We start from the raw sequence: 20237 nt of genomic DNA on the forward strand, positions 1-20237 counted from the left end.
AGATCCGTATAGATACCTATTATCGTATGATGGGGATTATCCAAAGTCAACGCCTGAACCGGAAAAGTAAAAATGATGCAAAGAATTGTCGATGTTTGTTCTCGTTCTGTAATATGGTTGTCACAAAAACATCGGTTTACAGTAGCCGCGACTATTCTATATAATTTATGTAACCATGTTTCATAGTGTGAAACGAATATGGATACAAGAGGAGCGGTTCACGATGGAAGACCGTAAATTAACCGTTCGCGCTGTAGAGCGTGCACTTGATATACTGCTGTGTTTTACCGCAGATTCGGATCTTGGCCTGACGGAGATTGCCTCCAAAATTGGTCTACATAAAAGCACGGTTCATCGGCTGCTGACTACGTTGGAGGATCGGGGCTTTGTCGTTCGGAATGCCGAAACGGAAAAATATCGACTTGGCTTCCGCATTTGGGAGCTATCCACGCACTTGTCCCAAAGCGACGAGCCGGCGGTGTTGTTACAGCCTGCAATGGAAGGACTACGTGATCGTCTGGGCGAGACGGTCAGCTTGTACTTACGTGACGGCAGCATGCGTATTCGCATACAAGCCGTGCAGAGCAATCAGGCGATCCGCAGGGTTGCGCCTGTAGGTGCGCGTATGCCGCTGGCTGTAGGGGCCTCCAGCAAAGTGCTGGCAGCCTTTATGCCGCCGCAGGAGCTGGAAGCCCTGCTAAGCGGGGATGAATGGCCGTCCTCAGTAGACCCGGAGGTCTATAAAGCCCAGCTGCAGGACATTCGCGAGAAGGGCTATGCGACCAGCTATGAAGAACGGGAGCCAGGGGCTGCTGCTGTGGCTGCCCCAATTGTAAACCGGAAGGGACAGGTCACTGCGGCTTTATCTGTATCCGGTCCGGTCAGTCGGCTTGCACCCGAGACGCTACATGACTTTGCTCCGATTTTGATTGAAGCGGCGAAGGAAATGGGGCTTATGCTTCCGTAACAAGAATGAACACAGTTGAAGCAAGCAGAGTGATTTGATGGGGAGCGTCTCCTTGGTAAAGGGAACCTAGAAGGGTTGCCAAAGCCATAAATTTAAAGTAGTCTGGTAAGGATGGCGGGATATCTGTTATAGCCGCCTCATGTGAATAGAAGTATCACAGTTACTGGGGGAGCCTGTAATGCCGGGCTGAGATGGAATCGTGCAAGATTCCGGACCCTTTGCACCTGATCTGGATCATACCAGCGTAGGGAAGTAATCGGCCATTGAAATGTATACGCGGCTGCTGTCTACGGTGACGCATTGGAATAGGATTATTCCACATGCGTACTGTCTGGATAGCTGCCTCGTTAGATTAGCCGGTTCCCTGGGGAACCGGCTTTTTTGCATAGATCAGCGCCACCCTGGGAATGGTTCCGGATCGGTGTGTCATTTCATCGAAACGGGAGGAATGGACAATGAAGCCGACAGAAGTAGAAGGAACAAAAGGAACAGAATTGAAATCAACAGAAGTAAGATTGGTAGGAACAAAAGAAGTTGAGGTAGAGAAGACAAACGGGGAGCAAGCCAGAGGGGTAACGCCCTTTCCAGGGAGCCGTAAGGTATATATTCAAGGCTCACGGCCGGACATTGCCGTGCCAGAGCGCGAAATTGCTCTTCATCCTACACATACGCCGCAGGGCACGGAGCATCATGAGCCATTGCGTGTGTACGATACGAGCGGTCCCATGACCGACGAAGCCTATCAGGTCGATATCCGTCAGGGCCTGCCTCCATTACGGCGAGCTTGGGCCCTGGAACGGGGCGATGTGGAGGCTTACGAGGGACGCGCCGTCAAACCGGAGGATAATGGACTGAAACCTGGCTCCAAACGGGAGACAGTTGAATTTCCCGGCGTGACCAACCGTCCGCTTCGTGCTTCGCAAGGTCGTACAGTGACGCAAATGCATTATGCGCGGCAAGGGATCATTACGCCCGAAATGGAATTTGCGGCGATCCGCGAAGGGGTGGAGCCTGAGTTTGTACGGCAGGAGTTGGCGGCTGGACGAGCCATTTTGCCTTCGAATATCAATCACCCGGAAAGTGAGCCAATGGTCATTGGGCGTCATTTTCACGTGAAGATCAATGCGAACATTGGTAATTCTGCGGTTACCTCCTCCATCGAGGAGGAAGTGGAGAAAATGACCTGGGCTGTGCGTTGGGGCTCGGATACAGTTATGGACCTGTCCACAGGCCGTAATATCCATACAACACGTGAATGGATCATTCGGAATTCTCCTGTACCGATTGGGACTGTACCGCTGTATCAGGCACTTGAAAAGGTGAACGGCGAAGCAGAAGCGCTGACGTGGGAGCTGTATCGCGATACGCTGATTGAGCAGGCGGAGCAGGGAGTGGACTATTTTACAATTCATGCGGGTGTATTGCTGAGGTATATACCGATGACGGCGAATAGAATGACGGGAATTGTATCCCGTGGTGGGTCGATCATGGCAGCCTGGTGCCTTGCGCACCATCAGGAGAATTTTTTGTATACGCATTTTGAAGAAATCTGCGAAATTATGAAAGCCTATGATGTGGCCTTTTCTCTCGGGGATGGTCTACGTCCGGGTAGCATCTATGATGCGAATGATGAAGCACAGTTTGCAGAGCTGGAAACGTTGGGCGAGCTAACGCAAATCGCCTGGAAGCATGATGTTCAGGTCATGATTGAAGGGCCAGGACATGTCCCTATGCATAAAATCAAAGAGAATGTGGATTTACAAATGGAGATTTGTAAGGAAGCTCCTTTCTATACCTTGGGACCGCTCACGACGGATATTGCCCCCGGATATGATCATATTACCTCAGCCATCGGGGCGGCGATGATCGGTTGGTTCGGGACGTCCATGCTGTGTTATGTTACGCCTAAGGAGCATTTGGGTCTGCCGAATAAGGATGATGTCCGCGAGGGTGTCATTACCTACAAAATTGCGGCACATGCTGCCGATCTGGCGAAGGGTCATCCACGGGCACAGCAGCGGGATGATGCTTTGTCCAAGGCACGCTTTGAGTTCCGCTGGCGGGACCAGTTCAATCTGTCGCTTGATCCCGAGCGGGCCTTGTCCTACCATGATGAAACGCTACCGGCAGAGGGCGCCAAGGAAGCACATTTTTGCTCGATGTGTGGTCCCAAATTTTGTAGTATGCGCATCACGCAGGACATTCGCGCTTATGCAGCGGATAAGGGGCTGAACACTCAAGAAGCAGTAGCTGCCGGGATGCGTGAGAAGGCAGAGCAGTATCGGGATGGCGGTCAGTAAAACGAACGTGTGAGTTTAGGAACAAATGAACTAAAAAAAGCCGTGGTTCTCTACAGTCGATGTAGGAAACTACGGCTTTTTAGCTTATGTAAAGCGGGATCTTGCAACCGGATAAACGGCGCCTTATTTTTTACCCATTTTTTCATTCAAAATGTCCTGAAAGCTGAGCTTCTTCTCCGAGCTATCTTCTTTCTTCTGCATACTCACCGCGTTGGCACGTTGGTATTGGTGGTGAAAGGGCATCAGGGTGTGGACGGTTAAGTTCATTGTATTCATGTAGGTCATTCCTCCAATTCCATATTGTCAAATTCAGATTGAGTTGCTTAGGACGTCTGTATAGGACTATTTGTATGTACTTGATGTCGTGATGCTATGTAGGTTGCTTGGTAATGTTTCAATCATTATACCCACATTTTTTCAAAGTAAAACGCTTTTGACATAAAACAGGAAGATGGTCATATGTGTCCAAAATGTTGATTAGGAGGATGGTCGTTTTAGAGGAAAATGTGCCTAGGTCTAAAACAAGGGCTAGAGGCCCGTTTTCTTAGTTTAGTAGTCGGGATTGTGTTATTTTGTCGAATAACCTTGTAAAAGGAGAATTTTGCGGAATCCAAGTCAGGATTGAGGCAGTCTGGTGGCGAATTAAAGTGTCAAAGTTGTATTGACTTTATGTTTGGTAGTAGATACCATGAACTGGTTGTCAGCGTATTTTGGCAACAAGAGTCAGCCAATCCATCTGGCGATTCATCCTTTGAAATGTTAGAGAAAGGATTAGAGCATATATGAAAAAAAGTATTGCAGATATCGCATTTATTATTCTGGGTGCGTTTTTTTTCGCGCTAGCTGTTAATCTGTTTGTGATCCCGAATGAGTTTGGTGAGGGGGGCGTTACAGGGGTTACGATCATTTTGTACTACCTGTTTCAGTGGTCTCCCTCGATCGTCAATCTGGTGATCAATGGCTTGCTGTTGATTGTCGGATATAAATTTTTGGACAAGAGAACGACCCTGTACACTATAATTGCGGTCGCTTTTAACTCGCTGTTTCTACATTTAACGGTCAACTGGCGGATTGATTCGCATGAGCCGACGATTAATGCTGTATTTGCCGGAGTTTTGGTGGGGGTCGGCATTGGCTTAATTGTACGTGTAGGTGGCACTACGGCGGGAACGGTCATTTTAGCCCGAATTGCCAACAAGTATCTGGATTGGAATATCAGCTATGGCCTGCTGTTTTTTGATTTGATTGTCGCGTTCTCTTCCTATTTTATTATTGGTCCAGAAAAATTGATGCTAACTATCGTTATTTTGTACGTTGGTACGAAGGTGATGGACTTCATGATCGAAGGACTAAACCCTAAAAAAGCGGTCATGATCATTTCGGAGCACCAAGATAAAATTGCCGAGATGGTCATCACGAAAATGGATCGTGGAGTTACCGTCCTGTCAGGCCACGGATATTACACTAAAAATCCAAAAGAAGTGCTGTATATCGTCATTAGTAAACAAGAGGTGTCAGCGCTTAAAAAGATAGTGAAAGCCATCGACACAGCAGCATTTATCACCATTCATGACGTGCGGGACGTGTTCGGAGAGGGCTTTTTGGATATTTCGAAGTAACTCGCGTGCGAAGGTAGGGTTATAAGAGAACGTGGCTAGAAGTCGGTCCTGAGGGATCGACTTTTTTTGTTTTATATAAATAAGATGAACTTGAAAAATGAACATCAAAACGGAGTAGGCGGAATGGTGCTGTACAAGCGAAGCACCATCCGACTGCGCAGTGGCGCTATAGGTAACTCTTAAGTTCGGTTTATATAAATAAAAAAATACCCCCGATTGCAGCTTTATCTGCAAAACGGGGGTTCTTCACATATGAAGTTCATAAACTTAGCTTTCGATCATTTGACGCAATACGGTTTGCAGAATACCACCGTTGTGGTAGTAGTCGATATCGACAGTGCTGTCCAGACGGGCAATTACCGGGAATTCGAACTTCGTGCCATCCTCGCGTTTAGCCACAACCGTAAGCTCTTGACCAGGCTTCACGTCATTGTCGATGCCAAGAATGTCAAACGTTTCACGACCGTTCAGACCCAAGCTGGACCAGCCATAGCCTTCCTGGAATTGCAGAGGCAGTACACCCATGCCGACCAGGTTACTGCGGTGAATCCGCTCGAAGCTTTCGGCAATGACAGCCTTAACACCCAGCAAAAGCGTACCTTTGGCCGCCCAGTCACGGGAACTGCCTGTGCCGTATTCCTTACCAGCAATGACGATCAGGTTTTGATCGGCTGCCTGATATTTCATGGATGCATCATAGATGGACATTTCCTCATCCGTTGGCAAGTATTTGGTCACGCCGCCTTCAGTACCTGGAGCCACATTGTTGCGGATACGGATGTTGGCGAATGTACCGCGCATCATGACCTCGTGGTTACCGCGACGGGAGCCGTAGGAGTTGAAGTCCTTGCGTTCCACGCCATGCTCCTTCAAGTACAGTCCTGCCGGGCTGGAAGGAGCAATGTTGCCTGCTGGTGAGATATGGTCGGTTGTGACCGAATCATTCAACAGGGCAAGCACACGGGCATTACGGATTTCCTTGATATCCTGCACGCCATCCTGAAGTTTTTCAAAGAATGGTGGATTTTGAATATAAGTTGATTTTTCATCCCATTCATATAGTTCGCCTTCAGGAACCGGAATGGAGTTCCATTTTTCGTTGGCAGTAAATACATTCTCATATTTACGACGGAACATATCCGGGCTGAGAGACAGGCTGATGGCTTCCTTGATCTCCTCGGAGGTTGGCCAGATATCTTTCAGGTAGACAGGCTGATTGTCCTGATCGTAACCGAGCGGATCATTCACCAAATCAATGTTCACTGTGCCTGCCAGCGCATAAGCGACAACCAGTGGCGGTGAGCCGAGATAGTTGGCTTTTACTTGCGCATGCACACGACCTTCAAAGTTCCGGTTGCCGGAAATGACTGCTCCAACCGTCAAATCATTGTCTGTGATGGCTTGACTCACTTCGTCAGGAAGTGGGCCGGAGTTACCGATACAGGTCGCGCAGCCGTAACCTGCTACATGGAAGCCGAGGGCTTCGAGCGGTCCGATTAATCCGGCTTTTTGCAGGTATTCCGTCACGACGAGGGAGCCTGGTGTCAAGCTGGTTTTAACATAGCCTGGAGTTTTGAGCCCGCGCTGCACTGCTTTTTTGGCCAGCAAGCCCGCACCGAGCATAACGCTTGGATTGGAGGTATTCGTGCAGCTTGTGATAGCTGCAATAACGACTGCTCCTGTACCCAACTCGCTGGTGGAGCCGTCCGGATGGGTCAGCGGAATCTTCTGTGCGATTTTTTCATCGCTCAGTCCATAGCCGCCTTTGTCCACCGGGGTACGGATAATGCCTTCAAACGTTTCTTTCATGCGGCTAAGCTCAACACGGTCCTGCGGACGTTTGGGTCCGGCGAGACTCGGTACAACCGAAGCCAGATCCAGCTCAATCGTATCGCTGAACACAGGGTCCGGTGTATCGGATGTGCGGAACATGCCTTGGGCTTTGTAATATTCCTCTACGAGGCTTACTTGCTCATCGGAACGTCCGGTGCTGCGCAGGTAGGCCAGCGTTTCCGCATCGACCGGGAAGAAGCCAATCGTTGCGCCGTATTCCGGTGCCATGTTGGCAACTGTCGCACGGTCAGCCAAGCTGATGTTAGCCAGACCAGGCCCGTAAAATTCCACGAATTTGCCGACTACGCCTTTTTTACGCAGCATTTGCGTTACAGTGAGCGCCAGATCGGTGGCGGTAGAGCCTTCCGTCAGACTGCCTGTCAGCTTGAAGCCAATCACATCGGGAGTGACAAAATACAGCGGTTGCCCCAGCATACCCGCCTCTGCCTCAATCCCGCCGACACCCCAGCCAACAACACCAAGGCCGTTAATCATCGTGGTATGGGAGTCTGTTCCCACGAGGGAATCTGGAAAGACGACCGTTTCGCCGTCAATGGTTTTGGTGGCGGCCACGGAGGCGAGATACTCCAGATTGACCTGATGGACGATACCGGTGGATGGCGGAACGGCGCGGAAGTTGTTGAACGCCGTTTGCGCCCAACGCAGAAAACGGTACCGCTCCTCGTTGCGTTCAAACTCTACATTAATATTGTAATCCAGCGCATCACTGGTACCGAAAGCATCGACCATGACCGAGTGGTCGATAACGAGATCGACAGGGACGAGCGGATTGATTTGTTTCGGATCACCGCCCGCTTTTTTCACCGTATCACGCATAGCTGCCAAATCGACAACCACCGGGACACCGGTAAAATCCTGAAGCACGATGCGTGCAGGAATGAACGGAATCTCCTTGTTGGTGTCACGATCCTCAGCCCATCCTGTCAGCTGTTGCACATGTTCTTCTGTAATGGCGCGTCCGTCAAATTGGCGAACCGCGGCTTCCAGCAACACTTTAATGGAGAAAGGCAGCTTGGCAATACCGCTCTTTCCTTGTTCCTCCAGTGCCTTAAGACTATAGTAGCGATAAGGCTTACCGTTAACTTCGAGACTACGGGCAATGGAGAATTGATCTTTTCCTGACATAAGTATTACCTCCTTGAAGTGGATGCTTGGGGGAAAATAGGGATGTCGTTTTTTCGACGTCTTGCACAGTTGGTTTAAATTGGTTGCGTTCTCAATTACATCTTCAGTGGTTCATTACGTGTTAGAGGTTGCGATCAATGTAATTTGTTTCATTAGATGAAACGTGATTTCAAAATGATTGCTTTTGGATTAAGTATACCGTTTTCAGACGGTTCCGTAAAGTTTTTTTGGCCTAAATGATGCGTTGCAGATTGGAAAATAAAACGTTCCGCTCCCTCGCGTTTCGATGTTCATACCAAGCTTTAGAGATTCATACTTATAGATAGAGAGCATTTCAGACCAGAGAGGGAAGAAAGGAAGTTATACATCATTCCGGTTATCCCCGGAAAAGGATAGCGGGACGAATATGGAGGGATTGGGATGGGGGAGCGGGAATGGAAACAGGCCCTTTTTGCTTACGTGAATCAATACAATCGCAGTGAAGTGAATGGTGTACCGCAGCCAGATGAGTATCTGGAGGTGGGGCAGCGGATGGAACGAGCAGCACGTGCGGCCAGATTGGAGCAGTGGTACAACGAACGGGACGCTGTTCCCCTACGCAGCGAGACACGCGCCAAGCCGCTACGAATGGTGCAGGATACTCCGGATGAGGCTGTGGTAGATGTACAACTGCATGTCCGACTCTTTTATGAGAAGGGCGGGATGACTCACCGGGAGGATCGGATTGAACGGGAGCGTCTGACGTTCACACGCGAGGGTGAAGCCTGGCAGGTAGCGAGAATTGAGCGCGATCCGGCAGAAAGGAAACCTGCGGGGGGAGAGGTTCCTTTTGAACAGGCTTCGTTTAATCAAGGAGGAAATCTGCCGCTGCTGAATCGCGGTGTGCTGGGCTTCGGCTCATCAGCACGTCCCAGCCGATATCGCCGCGAAGAAGCAGCGGCCTATGCAGATCAGTGGTGGGATAGCTTCAATCCGGAGTTTGAAGGTTTTGATGTGGATTGCACCAATTATATCTCGCAATGCCTCTTTGCAGGGGGAGCACCGATCCACTATACTGGTAAAAGAGAATCGGGCTGGTGGTATAAAGGACGGGTCGCCGGACGTGAGCTGTGGAGCTACAGTTGGGCAGTTTCCAACAGTCTGGAGCGGTATTTGGGCTCCAGCTCATGGGGGTTGACCGCTGAGCAGGTGAGTCGCCCAGAGCAGCTCATGCTGGGGGACGTCATTTTTTACGATTGGGATGGTGACGGAACCTTCCAGCACAGCACGGTGGTCACGGCCTTTGATGCGGGCGGCATGCCGCTAGTCAATGCACATACGGTAAGCTCCAGACATCGTTATTGGGACTATAAAAATTCGTATGCGTGGACCGACAACACGGTATATCGCTTTTATCACATCGCCGACTATTTTTAAATGAGATGATGGATAACAGGTACATTGATGCAAATCAGTCACATGACGAAAGCAGGAAAGCGGAGGATAGGCATGGCAAATCAAAAATTGACCGTAGGGCTGGTGTACGGTGGCAAATCGGGTGAACATGAGGTTTCGCTGCAAACGGCGTATGCGGTAATGAACGCTTTTAACTATGAGAAATACGAGATTATTCCTTTTTATATTACGAAGGCTGGCGATTGGCGTAGAGGGGCGCTATTAAGCGCTCCTCTGGCTTCTGTAGAGCAATTGAAGCTGGAACGCGCAGAGGGTGACACCAAGGCGGCATTAGATACATTGTTCGGCAAGCTGTACGGAGAGCAGACGCTGGATGTGCTGTTTCCGTTGCTGCACGGCACCTTTGGCGAGGACGGAACGATTCAGGGGCTGTTCGAAATGGCGGATATGCCTTATGTCGGTGCAGGAGTGCTGGCTTCGGCAGCAGGTATGGATAAAGGCGTCATGAAGAAGCTGTTTGAGCATGCAGGATTGCCGCAAGTGAAATACTGTTATTTTAATAGTACACAGTGGGCACAAACCAGTCATGATCTGGTACGTAACATGGAAACCGAGCTAGGTTATCCTTGCTTTGTCAAACCAGCCAATCTGGGATCAAGTGTCGGTATTTCCAAAGCCAGCAACCGAGAAGAGCTGGAAAAGGCTGTAGATCTGGCTTTGCAATTTGACCTAAAGGTGATTGTCGAGGAGTACGTCGATGCCCGTGAGATTGAGGTCAGCGTACTGGGCAATGATGAGCCGATTGCCTCGGTACCGGGTGAAATTGTATCGGCGAGTGATTATTACGATTACGCTGCCAAATATACGGATGGCCAATCGGAAATGCTTATTCCGGCACCGTTGGATGAGGAAGTGGCAGATCGTATTCGTGAAGCCGCATTGCAAGCATTCCGCGCTCTAGAAGGCTGCGGGATTTCCCGTGCCGATTTCTTCGTCAGACGCTCGGACGGACATATCCTTATTAATGAAGTGAATACAATGCCTGGTTTTACACCGTTCAGTATGTATCCATTACTGTGGAGAGAAACAGGCGTATCCTATGCAAGTCTGCTGGACCGCATGATTGCCCTTGCACTGGAGCGTTATGAGCGCAGGTCGGCACTGCACTACGAGAACTCATAAACGAAACAAAGGGGAGCTGATCACTCTCCTTTTTGTTCATATAAATGGCATATCTTTGAGCACAACACTAAACCCTTAATCATGAAAGGTGGCGGCTACACATGGGCTTTCAAACTGAATTTAACTCAGTGTGCAAATTCAAGAGCGAACAAGAACTTTACGAACTGCTGGAATACGGACGTGGCAAGATGGTTAAATCCGGGCTGCGCGTGTTTCCGACAGGCCAGAAGGTCATCGCTTACAGCGTGGATAACGTGGCAGTAGCCATCGTGCAGATTGTGGGCTGTATCGCCGAAATTAATTTCCAGGGCGATGAAGTGACCGAAGTTGAAATGATTCTCATTCGTAAGCTGAATGAAGAGGAAGCGAGAATTCAGACCGCATTGGCGGATGAAATGTTTTTTGGAGCACAGCAGCAATCCTAGCTGTTTCCTTCTTGCAATTTGTGCGATAACACCGAATCAGCAGGTGCTTTTCCGGGTATGATCAGTAGAAAAGGGTTTTAGGTCACAGAACGAAAGCGGCCTTACCATCTACTGCGACTGCTGAAAGGAAGACACCCTATGATCGTAAGGTTCGGTTATGTAGCCATGTCGGTTACCGTGCAAAATGCATCCCCCTCTAAAACCATGACAATGAGCAGCTTTACCAAGATTGGAGACCGAGAAGCTGCGATCCGCAAGCTAGAACGGATAGCAGCCGAAAATCTCCATAATACTTTGAGGCTGCTGCGCCATAATCGCGCGAGTGATATCCAGGTCTATCGTTTCTCATCTAAGCTGATTCCGCTCGCGACCCATCAGGATCTGCGGGATTGGGACCCGTTTCAGGCGCTTGCTGCTGATTTTGCAGAGGTAGGGAACTATGTCAAGGCGAATAGGATGAGGGTATCGTTTCACCCCGATCATTTTACAGTGTTAAGCACTCCCCGTCCTGAGGTGTTGCAGAGCTCCATTAATGATCTGAAGTACCACAAAGCGATGCTGGAGGCCATGGGGCTCGGTGCCGAAGCCAAGAACAACATTCATATTGGTGGTGCATACGGAGATAAGGTGACCTCAGGCCAGCGTTTTGTAGAGCAGGTTAGTGTGCTGGATCTTTCGTTAAGAGAACGGTTAACGCTGGAAAATGATGATAAAACGTTCAATGCGGTGGAAACGCTGGAGGCTTGCAAATTGACGGGGTTGCCGATGGTTCTCGATATTCATCATCAATGGGTGAATAATGAGGGGGAAAAGCCGTGGGAGCTATGGCCGGATATTTTGGATACCTGGAAAGGGGAATTGGCCCAAGCCGGATCTTCTGTTGATCATCCATTGCCGCCCAAAATCCATGCGTCCAGTCCCAAAAGTGAAAAAGATCCCCGGGGCCATGCGGACGGTGTTCTAGTGGAGCCGTTGCTTACCTTTTTGCGCAATATTGCCGGATATACGGATCGGATTGATGTCATGCTTGAAGCCAAGCTTAAGGATGAAGCGTTATTCGGATTGATGAATGAACTGCGCCTTCAGGAAGACAATGGGGTTAAAGTGCTGGATGGGGCTTCCGTAGAAATTATGCCTTAGAAAGTGGCATTTCGCGGATAAAGCTCCCATTTAGAGAAACTTTATGCAGTTTATTGTGTATACTAGAATGTGTAAACTAGCAAACTTGTAATGAAACAGAGATGGTTAAGAGACTGTGCTGTAGGGCAGCTTCATAAACCACGTAACAATGATATAGAAAGTAGAGTGAACACGTTGAACGAACATGAAAACGAAAAGGTTCCCTATATCGTATCAGGAAAAAGCTATACTGCCGTGGCTATTAACGCGGCATCCAAAGCCGGGGAATGGATTAAGAGCAGACTGGGAACTGTTGAACATTTGAATACCAAACAGTCTCCTACGGATCTAGTGACCGAGGTAGATAAAGGTGCAGAGCAGATGATTCGCAGACTGATTCTGACCCATTTTCCCGATCATGCTATTTTGGGTGAAGAGAGTGTAGAGCCGGGAGCCGAAGCTTCGGCCCGCGCATTAGAGGCTGCCCGTGAAGAGGAATATTTATGGATTATTGATCCGGTAGATGGCACTACCAATTTTGTACACAGTCTGCCGTATTACAGTGTGTCTATTGCCTTGGCCCATCGTGGAGAGGTGATTGTCGGGGTCATTTATGATCCGTCCCGTGATGAAATGTTTGTAGCGGAAAAAGGAAAAGGCGCGTATGTACATGGCAATCGCATGCAAGCATCGAGAGAAGAAACACTGGGAGATAGTCTGGTCTGCATCGGCTTCCCACCGGACCGTACGTATGCACAACCGCTAAATATGAAAATTACGCAGGTTCTTACACCTCAAGTACGTGGCATTCGGGCGCTGGGATCGGCAGCATTGCATCTGGCTTATGTAGCGTCAGGACGGCTGTCGGCTTATTGCGAAATTGGTTTGAATGCGTGGGATGTAGCAGCGGGCGCTTTGCTGGTACAGGAATCAGGCGGTACCATCACCGATACATTGGGCAGACCTTATGACCTGAGTGTACGGCATATTGCAGCTACGAATACAGCTATTCATTCTCAACTTATTCAAGTGCTGAAAGAAGCAGACGCAACCGGGTTATAATTCTACGTAGACCATCATCCTGAAGGAGGAAATCGCGATGAGCCAATCCGAAGAATTGGAACGCCAGCTCAGTGAACTGCTGACGGAAGGCGAAATTCGTGAGAATGAGGCCAAAAAGCGGGAACGGCTCAGCCCTAAATATGAGGTGCGGATTCAGACTCATATCGATCCCATTGTTGAGGAGACGCGTAAATACCGGAGTATGGCACGTGAACTTGATGACCGATACGACGAATATATGAGCAAGGCGGACAAATCGAAACCATCCGATCAACGCTAAGCAAATACAAATACCTCTTGCCGAATGACCAAGGCATGGGGTATTTTGTATGTTATAAAGGAGGCGACATTCACTGATTACCTACTTTAAAAGCGCTTACAAAAATGCTGGAATCCATCATAAAATGGTACTACTGATTACGGTGCTTATGCTGGTTAATTTTGCAGTAGTTGCAGTCATACTTAAGTACGTATTTCATATTTATGATAATCAAATGTACAAAAAAACATCCGAAGTACTCAATATTTCTTCAATCGGTATAGAAAATGAGTTGAAGGATGTGGAAAAAGTTACTTTCAAGGTAACAACGGACGAGCAGCTTCAACGTTATTTGCTGCAATTGGAAAAGGAAACGTCACCTTATGCCAAAATGGTGCTGCGTAAAAAAATAACGAATAGGCTCGTCGCCTTTGCCGGCTCTGAGACCTATGTCTATTCTATGATAGTGATCGATAAAGAGGGACAGGTCATGAGTGCGGGCAACCGCGAAGGTATTCCCCAAGAACTTCGATCCACCCTGTCGGAGCTGGCAGACGAACATGACGGTTCCAATGCATGGTATGCGGCAGGCCATTCCTCCTTGCTGGCAGCTCGGCAGTTCAAATCCTTTACCGATTCCAATTTTACGCTGAATGGGCTCGGAACGCTTGCGATTCGTGTGCGAATTGACCGGATTGTAGCGGACCGCGTGCAAACCTCCGGCCGTGACGGACAACTGATGATTACAGATGGAAGGCGGATGATTTATCCCGAAACACCACTATTGAGTGAGAGTGATATTCAGGCCGAGCTTGGTCGGAAGCAGCCTTACGGGATTGCGACCTACTCAGGAGGAACCTTTTTCGCTGCTCAAATCAAATCCTCTTATACGGGTTGGACGTATTTGCATATGACCCCCTTCGATGATATGTTTCGCAGCATTACGATCATTAAAGAAGTTGTAAGCGCTATTTTTGTCATTATGCTTCTTATTGCATTGGCACTGGGAGCTAGGTTGTCAGGCAGCATTACCAAACCGATCGTTCAACTAATCCAGAACATGCGTAAAATAGAAAAAGGCGATCTCGACCGTTTGGAAGAAGAAGCACTTGGCGCGGTCCCCCTTTCCACACAGGACGAGGTAGGCTTGCTACATCGGACATATAAGAAAATGATTCGCCGCATTCGTGAGCTCATTAATGAAAATGTTGCCAAGCAGCTATTACTGAGGGAAACAGAGCTAAAGGCACTACAAGCACAGATTAATCCACATTTTTTATACAACACGCTGGAATCCGTGAACTGGCTCGCCAAGGCCAATAAGCAGGATCGGATTTCAGAGATGGTGGAAGCACTTGCTTTTCTATTGCGTAGTGCGGTCAGTTTTGAAGAGCAACTGATTCCGCTTCGAAAAGAACTGGATATTGTAAGGAGCTACGTAACGATCCAAACAACACGTTTTGATGAGCGTCTCGTTTTCCATCTGGATGTCCCGGAAGAACTGATGGATGCGCAAATTCCGAAGCTAACGCTTCAGCCTTTGGTGGAGAATGCCATCCATTATGCGTTGGAGCCGCGAATTGAACCCTGTCGGATTGCTATTATTGCGAGAGAAAGCGAGGGGGCTCTATTTCTGCGAGTTGAAGATGACGGACCGGGAATGACGCCGGATTTCTTGGAAAAACTGCGGAGCGGGCAGGTCACGACTCGTGGGCAGGGCATTGGACTTACGAATATTCAAGAACGGATTAACCTGACATTTGGTACACCTTGGGGGATAGAGCTGCATAGCGAGTCAGGAACAGGAACGTCGATTCATGTCTGTATTCCATATGTGAAAGGGGATCAGGGTCGTGTACAAGGTGCTACTGGTTGATGATGAGCGTATGATTTTGGAAGGCATATCGCAGGTGGTTGATTGGGGTAAAGCGGGAACGAGATTGGTGGGTACGGCACGTAATGGGATTGAGGCTTATGATCAGATTCAGGCCAGCCCGCCTGACTTTGTGATTAGCGACATCTCTATGCCTGGACTAGACGGTATCGGACTGGTTGCCAAAACGACGGAGCACTTTCCAGACGTTCGTTTCATTCTGTTGTCTGGTTACAAAGATTTCGACTATGCCTGTCGGGCCATGCAATACGGGGTGAAGCACTACTTGTTGAAGCCATGCAATGAGCGGCAAATTCATGAGGCTCTGACCGAGTTGGGGCAGGAGCGGGAGGAGCAGGAAGAACGCAAGCAGTTTGTAAACCGGATGAAGCTAGATTTTCAGCGTATGCTGCCTCATGTGAAGGAACACTTTTTGAAGGAGTTTATTTCCTATAAAACTTACGGTAGCCGCGATATCGCTTTTTATGAGCGGTTATTCGGACTTGAATTGCAAGATAAGCAGGTTCGAATGCTGCTGCTGCGGGTGGAGGAATCCCATGAGCCGGAGCATTTGTTTGCATTGCAAAATATAGCGGCAGATTTGATGGATGATGTCTTGCTCAGTACGACCATGCAGGGGCAATTGCTCATCGTGCTGGAAAGTGAGGATGACACGTCACGGTTTATGAAACAGATTGAAGCGGTACGTGCGACATTTCATCGCTTTTACAAGCTGGAGGTAACGGTCGCAGTTAGTGAGTCGGATAGTATGCAGCATTCACGGGGGATGTATCGGGAGACACTGCATTGTATGAATCACCGTTTTTACACCGGGGAGGGCAGTCTGATTACGAAGGAGGATTTAGCGGCTGAGGATACCCGGGAGATGGCAGATTTGGAGCTGGACGAGGAGAAGTTCGGTCTGCTGATCAAGGCTGGAAATACGGTGGAGGTTGCACAGGAAGTGGATCGGTTGTTCGGTATTCTGTCCCGTATGAAGCTGGAAATTTCCGTGACCCGCTCCTATGTGCTTCAGCTCTATGCCGCTATGATCCGTATATGCCCCGAAGAAGAGCGTGCGGCGTTTACGAGCCGAATGGTGGTGCTGGCAGAGCAAAAAACGCTGGCATGTCTCAAATCTTTTGTACAGGAAGCTGCCGAACGAATGACCGCAATCTATTATAAAAGTAATGTGTATCGCCAATCTTCCACCGTTGATAAAATGATCACTATTATTGAGCAAAACTACAGAAAATCGGATCTGTCGCTGAACGGAGTGGCAGGTCAAATGCTGTATATGAATTCCGACTACTTAGGGAAGATATTCAAAAAGGTGACGGGCGAAAACTTCTCACACTACGTCAATCGTTATCGGATCGAACGTGCGGCTGAGCATATTCGGGAGACCGGAGACGTGAAGGTGTTTGAGCTGGCGGAATGGTTCGGCTTCGGTGGGAACGCACAATATTTTAGCCAGGTGTTCAAAAAGTGGGCGGGTATGACGCCTTCCGAGTACATTAAATCACATGAACGGGGATGAGCGTATGGAGTCCCACTGTTTTTTAAACCCAGGAAACCTGATTTGTGTATTCCAATGTTTCTCGGCTTTTGGGAAAATAACAACAGGAGCTAATGTAAACGCTATCAAAATTGCGAAAGTGCGTTGTCACTCGTAATTTGGCTCCTTTCTAGAACAGCGAAAAGGGGAGAGATAGGTGAGCAAAAAGGGATGGTTTCTGATCATAGCTATGCTGCTCGTTTTGACGACGGCATGTAGCGGAGCGGACGGCGGCGGCAATTCGGGCACAAGTGCAGACGGGAAAGTAAAGTTACGTATCGCTTGGTGGGGATCGGATACGCGTCATGAATACACGCAAAAGGTCGTTGATTTGTATAAGCAGAAAAATCCAAATGTAACGATTGATGTGGAATATGCCTCTTTTGATGACTATTGGAAAAAACTCGCTCCGCAGGCTGCGGCTAATCAGTTGCCGGATATCGTGCAAATGGACATTTCGTACATTAGCCAATATGCAAAAAATGGTCAACTGGAGGATCTCGCGCCCTACTTGAATCAAAAAATTCAGGTTGCTGATGTGACAGAAAATGTACTCAAAACCGGCGTAATTGCTGGAAAGCAATATGGTATCCCAACCGGTGTTAATGTTCTGGGTTTCCAGTATGATCCGGCGTTGCTCAAGAAGGCGGGTATAGACAAAATTCCTGACAACTGGACATGGGATCAATACAAAGAGATGGCTTTAAAGGCTGGTTCCAATAAAGTATACTTTGACAGCTCGATGGCTGCCGATATTTTCTTCCACTACTATTTGCGTACGCAAGGAAAAACTCTCTACAATGCGGAAGGAACAGGATTGGGGTATGACGACGATAAGCTGTTTGTTGACTTCTTCAGCGGATTGGCTGATCTGATTAAGAAGGGAGCGACCCCGCCTCCTGAAATCATGAACCAGACCAAGGGGATTCTTGAGGAATCCGATATCGTAAAAGGAACAGGTATCGGTATTTGGCAGTGGTCCAATCAGTATGTGGGCTTACAGCAGGTCGTTAACCGCCCAATGGCACTGGCTCCGATGTTTGGGCCGAATATGGAAAAAGGCGTATATATGCAGCCTACGATGTACTGGACGGTTGCTTCCCGTTCACAGGTGAAGGATGAAGCCGCTAAGTTTATTGATTTCTGGATGAACGATGTAGAAGCGAATAAATTGATTAAAGGCGAACGGGGCGTGCCGATTTCCGCCAAAATCAAGGAAGCTGTTGCACCAGAGTTGAGCGAGCCTACGAAGCAGGTGTTTGAATTTGTAGCTTCCATGGAGCCGAAGGCTTCTCCAATGAGCCCGCCGCCACCAGTCGGATCGCCGGAAGTGATTGCGACTCTGACCGATTATATTGAGCAGGTCAATTTTGGACAGATGACGGCTGAAGACGCAGCGGCCAAATTCCGGGCTGATGCGAATACCATCCTTGCGAATAACAAGCAATAATAAGCGTAATGAGACCTTTAGGATATCTGACAACGTTTTAGCATAAGAATCGATAGGATCGAAGGAACATTTCGTTAAGTTAACCGTGCGTAGTCCAAAACATGATTGCGCACGGTTGATTCGACGAACCAACTGCATAAGCACCCTTTGCAGACATCACGATATTATTCTCATAACAACGAATTATTGACAATATAAAGTTTTACTAATTCTTTAAATGCAACAGAAGGGAGGCTTGATGAGCTTGCGAAATCATCAGAGCTTGAAAGCCAATATGACCGGATATGCGTTTATCAGCCCTTTTATTGTGGGCTTTCTGGCGTTTACGTTAATTCCAATGTTTATTTCGCTGTATCTGTCCTTTACCACCTACAACCTGTTCACCCCGCCCAAATGGATTGGTCTGGGTAACTTCGAAAAGATGTTCACAGGCGACCCGAAATACTGGAATTCGATCAGGGTCACGTTTACGTATGTATTGGTCGGTGTACCGTTGCGACTGATTTTCGCGCTGTTTGTGGCTATGATTTTGAATACCAAATCGCGCATGGTCGGCACCTATCGGACGATGTACTATCTGCCATCCATTATCGGAGGTAGCGTTGCGGTATCGATTATGTGGCGGAACATTTTCAGTAATAACGGCATAGTGAACAGCCTGCTTTCGACTCTAGGGGCGACCCCGGTGAAATGGTTTGGTGATCCGGATGCTTCGCTTACGATGCTGATCACCCTGTCCGTATGGCAATTTGGCTCCTCTATGCTGATTTTTCTGGCAGGTTTGAAGAACATTCCTGTTGAATTGTACGAGGCGTCCAGTGTAGATGGCGCTAAGCCAGTACGAAAATTTTTCAGTATTACGCTGCCGTTGCTTAGCCCCATTATTCTATTTAATCTGATTATGCAGACGATCAGCGCCTTTATGACCTTCGTCCCGGCTTATGTTATTTCTAAGGGCGAAGGAGGTCCGATGGATGGAACGATGCTGCATTCACTGTATCTGTTCCGGCAGGCGTTTATGTTCAGCAACATGGGATATGCGGCAGCCATGGCTTGGGTCATGCTCATTATGATTGGGATACTGACAGCGATTTTATTTATAACCTCCAGATACTGGGTATTTTATGAAACGGAAAAGGGGCGCTGATACTGATGGCATGGAAAACGGTCAAATGGCCAATTTATCACATACTGGTTGCTGCACTGGCGCTCCTGATGCTGTATCCTGTTTTTTGGATGCTGTTCAGCTCGTTTAAAGAAAGTCGGACGATATTCGTCACGGCATCCTCGCTTTTCCCTACAGAATGGATCTGGCAAAACTATGTAACAGGCTGGAAAGGGACGACTGGCTACAACTTTGGCACGTACATTCTGAACTCGCTCACGATCGTGGTGATTTCAACGATTGGAGCTGTGCTTTCCTCCTCATTGATCGCATTTGGCTTCGCACGCTTGAAATTCAAAGGGCGTAACTTGTGGTTTGCTTTGATGATGGTGACGCTTATGCTACCAGGGGATGTGGTACTGGTACCGCAATATATTATTTTCACCAAGCTCGGTTGGATCAATACGATCTTACCGTTAGTGGTACCCTCCTTCTTCGGGATGCCGTTCTTCATCTTTCTAATGGTGCAGTTTATACGGACGATTCCAGCAGAGTTGGATGAGGCGGCGACGATTGACGGATGCGGCAAGTTCCGGCTGTATTTCAGAATTATTTTACCCTTACTTAAATCGTCGTTGGCTACAGCGGCAATCTTCTCTTTCTACTGGAAGTGGGAGGATTTGCTTGGTCCGGTACTGTATCTGAATTCGCCAGAGAAATATACCGTATCTATTGCACTCAAGATGTTCCTCGACAGCGAGTCGGCTTCCAACTGGGGAGGAATGTTCGCGATGTCTATCCTAAGCCTGCTTCCAGTTATCGCTGTATTCTTCGCATTCCAGAAGCAAATTGTAGAAGGAATGAGTACGAGTGGTTTGAAGGGGTAAGATCCAAAATCCATAGCGTGAGTTATGAAGCTTACGAGTGGAAATGGAAGGCATCCG

General features: G+C 48.4%; 16 protein-coding genes and 1 riboswitch. Of the genes, 14 read left to right on the plus strand and 2 right to left on the minus strand.

Annotation, left to right across the window (positions count from 1 at the left end; genetic code table 11):
- Positions 1–223 precede the first annotated feature (223 nt).
- Complete coding sequence (locus NSS66_RS17950) at positions 224–967, plus strand: IclR family transcriptional regulator (RefSeq protein ID WP_023987002.1); 744 nt, start codon at positions 224–226, stop codon at positions 965–967.
- A gap of 155 nt (positions 968–1122) precedes the next feature.
- Positions 1123–1235, plus strand: a riboswitch (TPP riboswitch).
- A gap of 187 nt (positions 1236–1422) precedes the next feature.
- Positions 1423–3267, plus strand: coding sequence for a phosphomethylpyrimidine synthase ThiC (thiC, locus tag NSS66_RS17955; RefSeq protein WP_023987003.1), 1845 nt, complete (start codon positions 1423–1425; stop codon positions 3265–3267).
- A gap of 123 nt (positions 3268–3390) precedes the next feature.
- Here thiC and NSS66_RS17960 read toward each other — a convergent pair whose 3' ends face one another.
- On the minus strand, positions 3391–3543 hold the full coding sequence (locus NSS66_RS17960; protein ID WP_010348453.1) for a hypothetical protein: 153 nt from the start codon (positions 3541–3543) through the stop codon (positions 3391–3393).
- 506 nt (positions 3544–4049) lie between these two features.
- On the opposite strand from NSS66_RS17960, the gene NSS66_RS17965 reads away from it, so the two are divergent.
- Positions 4050–4886, plus strand: coding sequence for a YitT family protein (locus NSS66_RS17965; RefSeq protein ID WP_023987004.1), 837 nt, complete (start codon positions 4050–4052; stop codon positions 4884–4886).
- A 267-nt stretch (positions 4887–5153) separates the two neighbouring features.
- Here the strand turns inward: NSS66_RS17965 and acnA are convergent, their stop codons facing one another.
- Positions 5154–7865: an aconitate hydratase AcnA gene (acnA, locus tag NSS66_RS17970; RefSeq protein ID WP_264454182.1), complete on the minus strand. Its 2712-nt coding sequence runs from the start codon at positions 7863–7865 to the stop codon at positions 5154–5156.
- A 420-nt stretch (positions 7866–8285) separates the two neighbouring features.
- On the opposite strand from acnA, the gene NSS66_RS17975 reads away from it, so the two are divergent.
- From NSS66_RS17975 to NSS66_RS18025, 11 genes are all read left to right on the plus strand, one after another.
- Positions 8286–9281, plus strand: coding sequence for an amidase domain-containing protein (locus tag NSS66_RS17975; RefSeq protein WP_023987006.1), 996 nt, complete (start codon positions 8286–8288; stop codon positions 9279–9281).
- 72 nt (positions 9282–9353) lie between these two features.
- Complete coding sequence (locus NSS66_RS17980) at positions 9354–10442, plus strand: D-alanine--D-alanine ligase (RefSeq protein WP_023987007.1); 1089 nt, start codon at positions 9354–9356, stop codon at positions 10440–10442.
- Positions 10443–10543: 101 nt separating this feature from the next.
- Entirely contained in the window at positions 10544–10867 is a 324-nt protein-coding gene (locus tag NSS66_RS17985; protein WP_023987008.1) for a hypothetical protein, read from the plus strand.
- A 138-nt stretch (positions 10868–11005) separates the two neighbouring features.
- Positions 11006–12007, plus strand: a complete 1002-nt coding sequence (gene uvsE, locus NSS66_RS17990) for a UV DNA damage repair endonuclease UvsE (RefSeq protein WP_340959494.1) — start codon at positions 11006–11008, stop codon at positions 12005–12007.
- 174 nt (positions 12008–12181) lie between these two features.
- A complete protein-coding gene (locus NSS66_RS17995; RefSeq protein ID WP_023987010.1) occupies positions 12182–13048 on the plus strand; it encodes an inositol monophosphatase family protein in 867 nt (288 codons plus the stop codon).
- Between the two features lie 37 nt (positions 13049–13085).
- Entirely contained in the window at positions 13086–13328 is a 243-nt protein-coding gene (locus NSS66_RS18000) for a hypothetical protein (protein ID WP_338533233.1), read from the plus strand.
- Positions 13329–13452: 124 nt separating this feature from the next.
- A complete protein-coding gene (locus NSS66_RS18005) occupies positions 13453–15183 on the plus strand; it encodes a sensor histidine kinase (RefSeq protein ID WP_023987012.1) in 1731 nt (576 codons plus the stop codon).
- The gene (locus NSS66_RS18010) at positions 15161–16720 is read left to right on the plus strand and encodes a response regulator transcription factor (RefSeq protein WP_023987013.1); all 1560 of its coding nucleotides are present in this window, start codon (positions 15161–15163) and stop codon (positions 16718–16720) included. The genes NSS66_RS18005 and NSS66_RS18010 overlap by 23 nt, the downstream gene beginning before the upstream one ends.
- Positions 16721–16895: 175 nt before the next feature.
- Positions 16896–18188, plus strand: coding sequence for an ABC transporter substrate-binding protein (locus NSS66_RS18015; RefSeq protein ID WP_076160630.1), 1293 nt, complete (start codon positions 16896–16898; stop codon positions 18186–18188).
- 238 nt (positions 18189–18426) lie between these two features.
- Positions 18427–19335 (plus strand): carbohydrate ABC transporter permease, encoded by a 909-nt coding sequence (locus NSS66_RS18020; RefSeq protein WP_023987015.1) that lies wholly within the window; start codon positions 18427–18429, stop codon positions 19333–19335.
- A gap of 5 nt (positions 19336–19340) precedes the next feature.
- Positions 19341–20180, plus strand: a complete 840-nt coding sequence (locus NSS66_RS18025) for a carbohydrate ABC transporter permease (RefSeq protein ID WP_023987016.1) — start codon at positions 19341–19343, stop codon at positions 20178–20180.
- Positions 20181–20237: the final 57 nt, after the last annotated feature.

Source organism: Paenibacillus sp. FSL R10-2748, assembly GCF_038005565.1.
Classification (GTDB): Bacteria; Bacillota; Bacilli; order Paenibacillales; family Paenibacillaceae; genus Paenibacillus; species Paenibacillus polymyxa_B.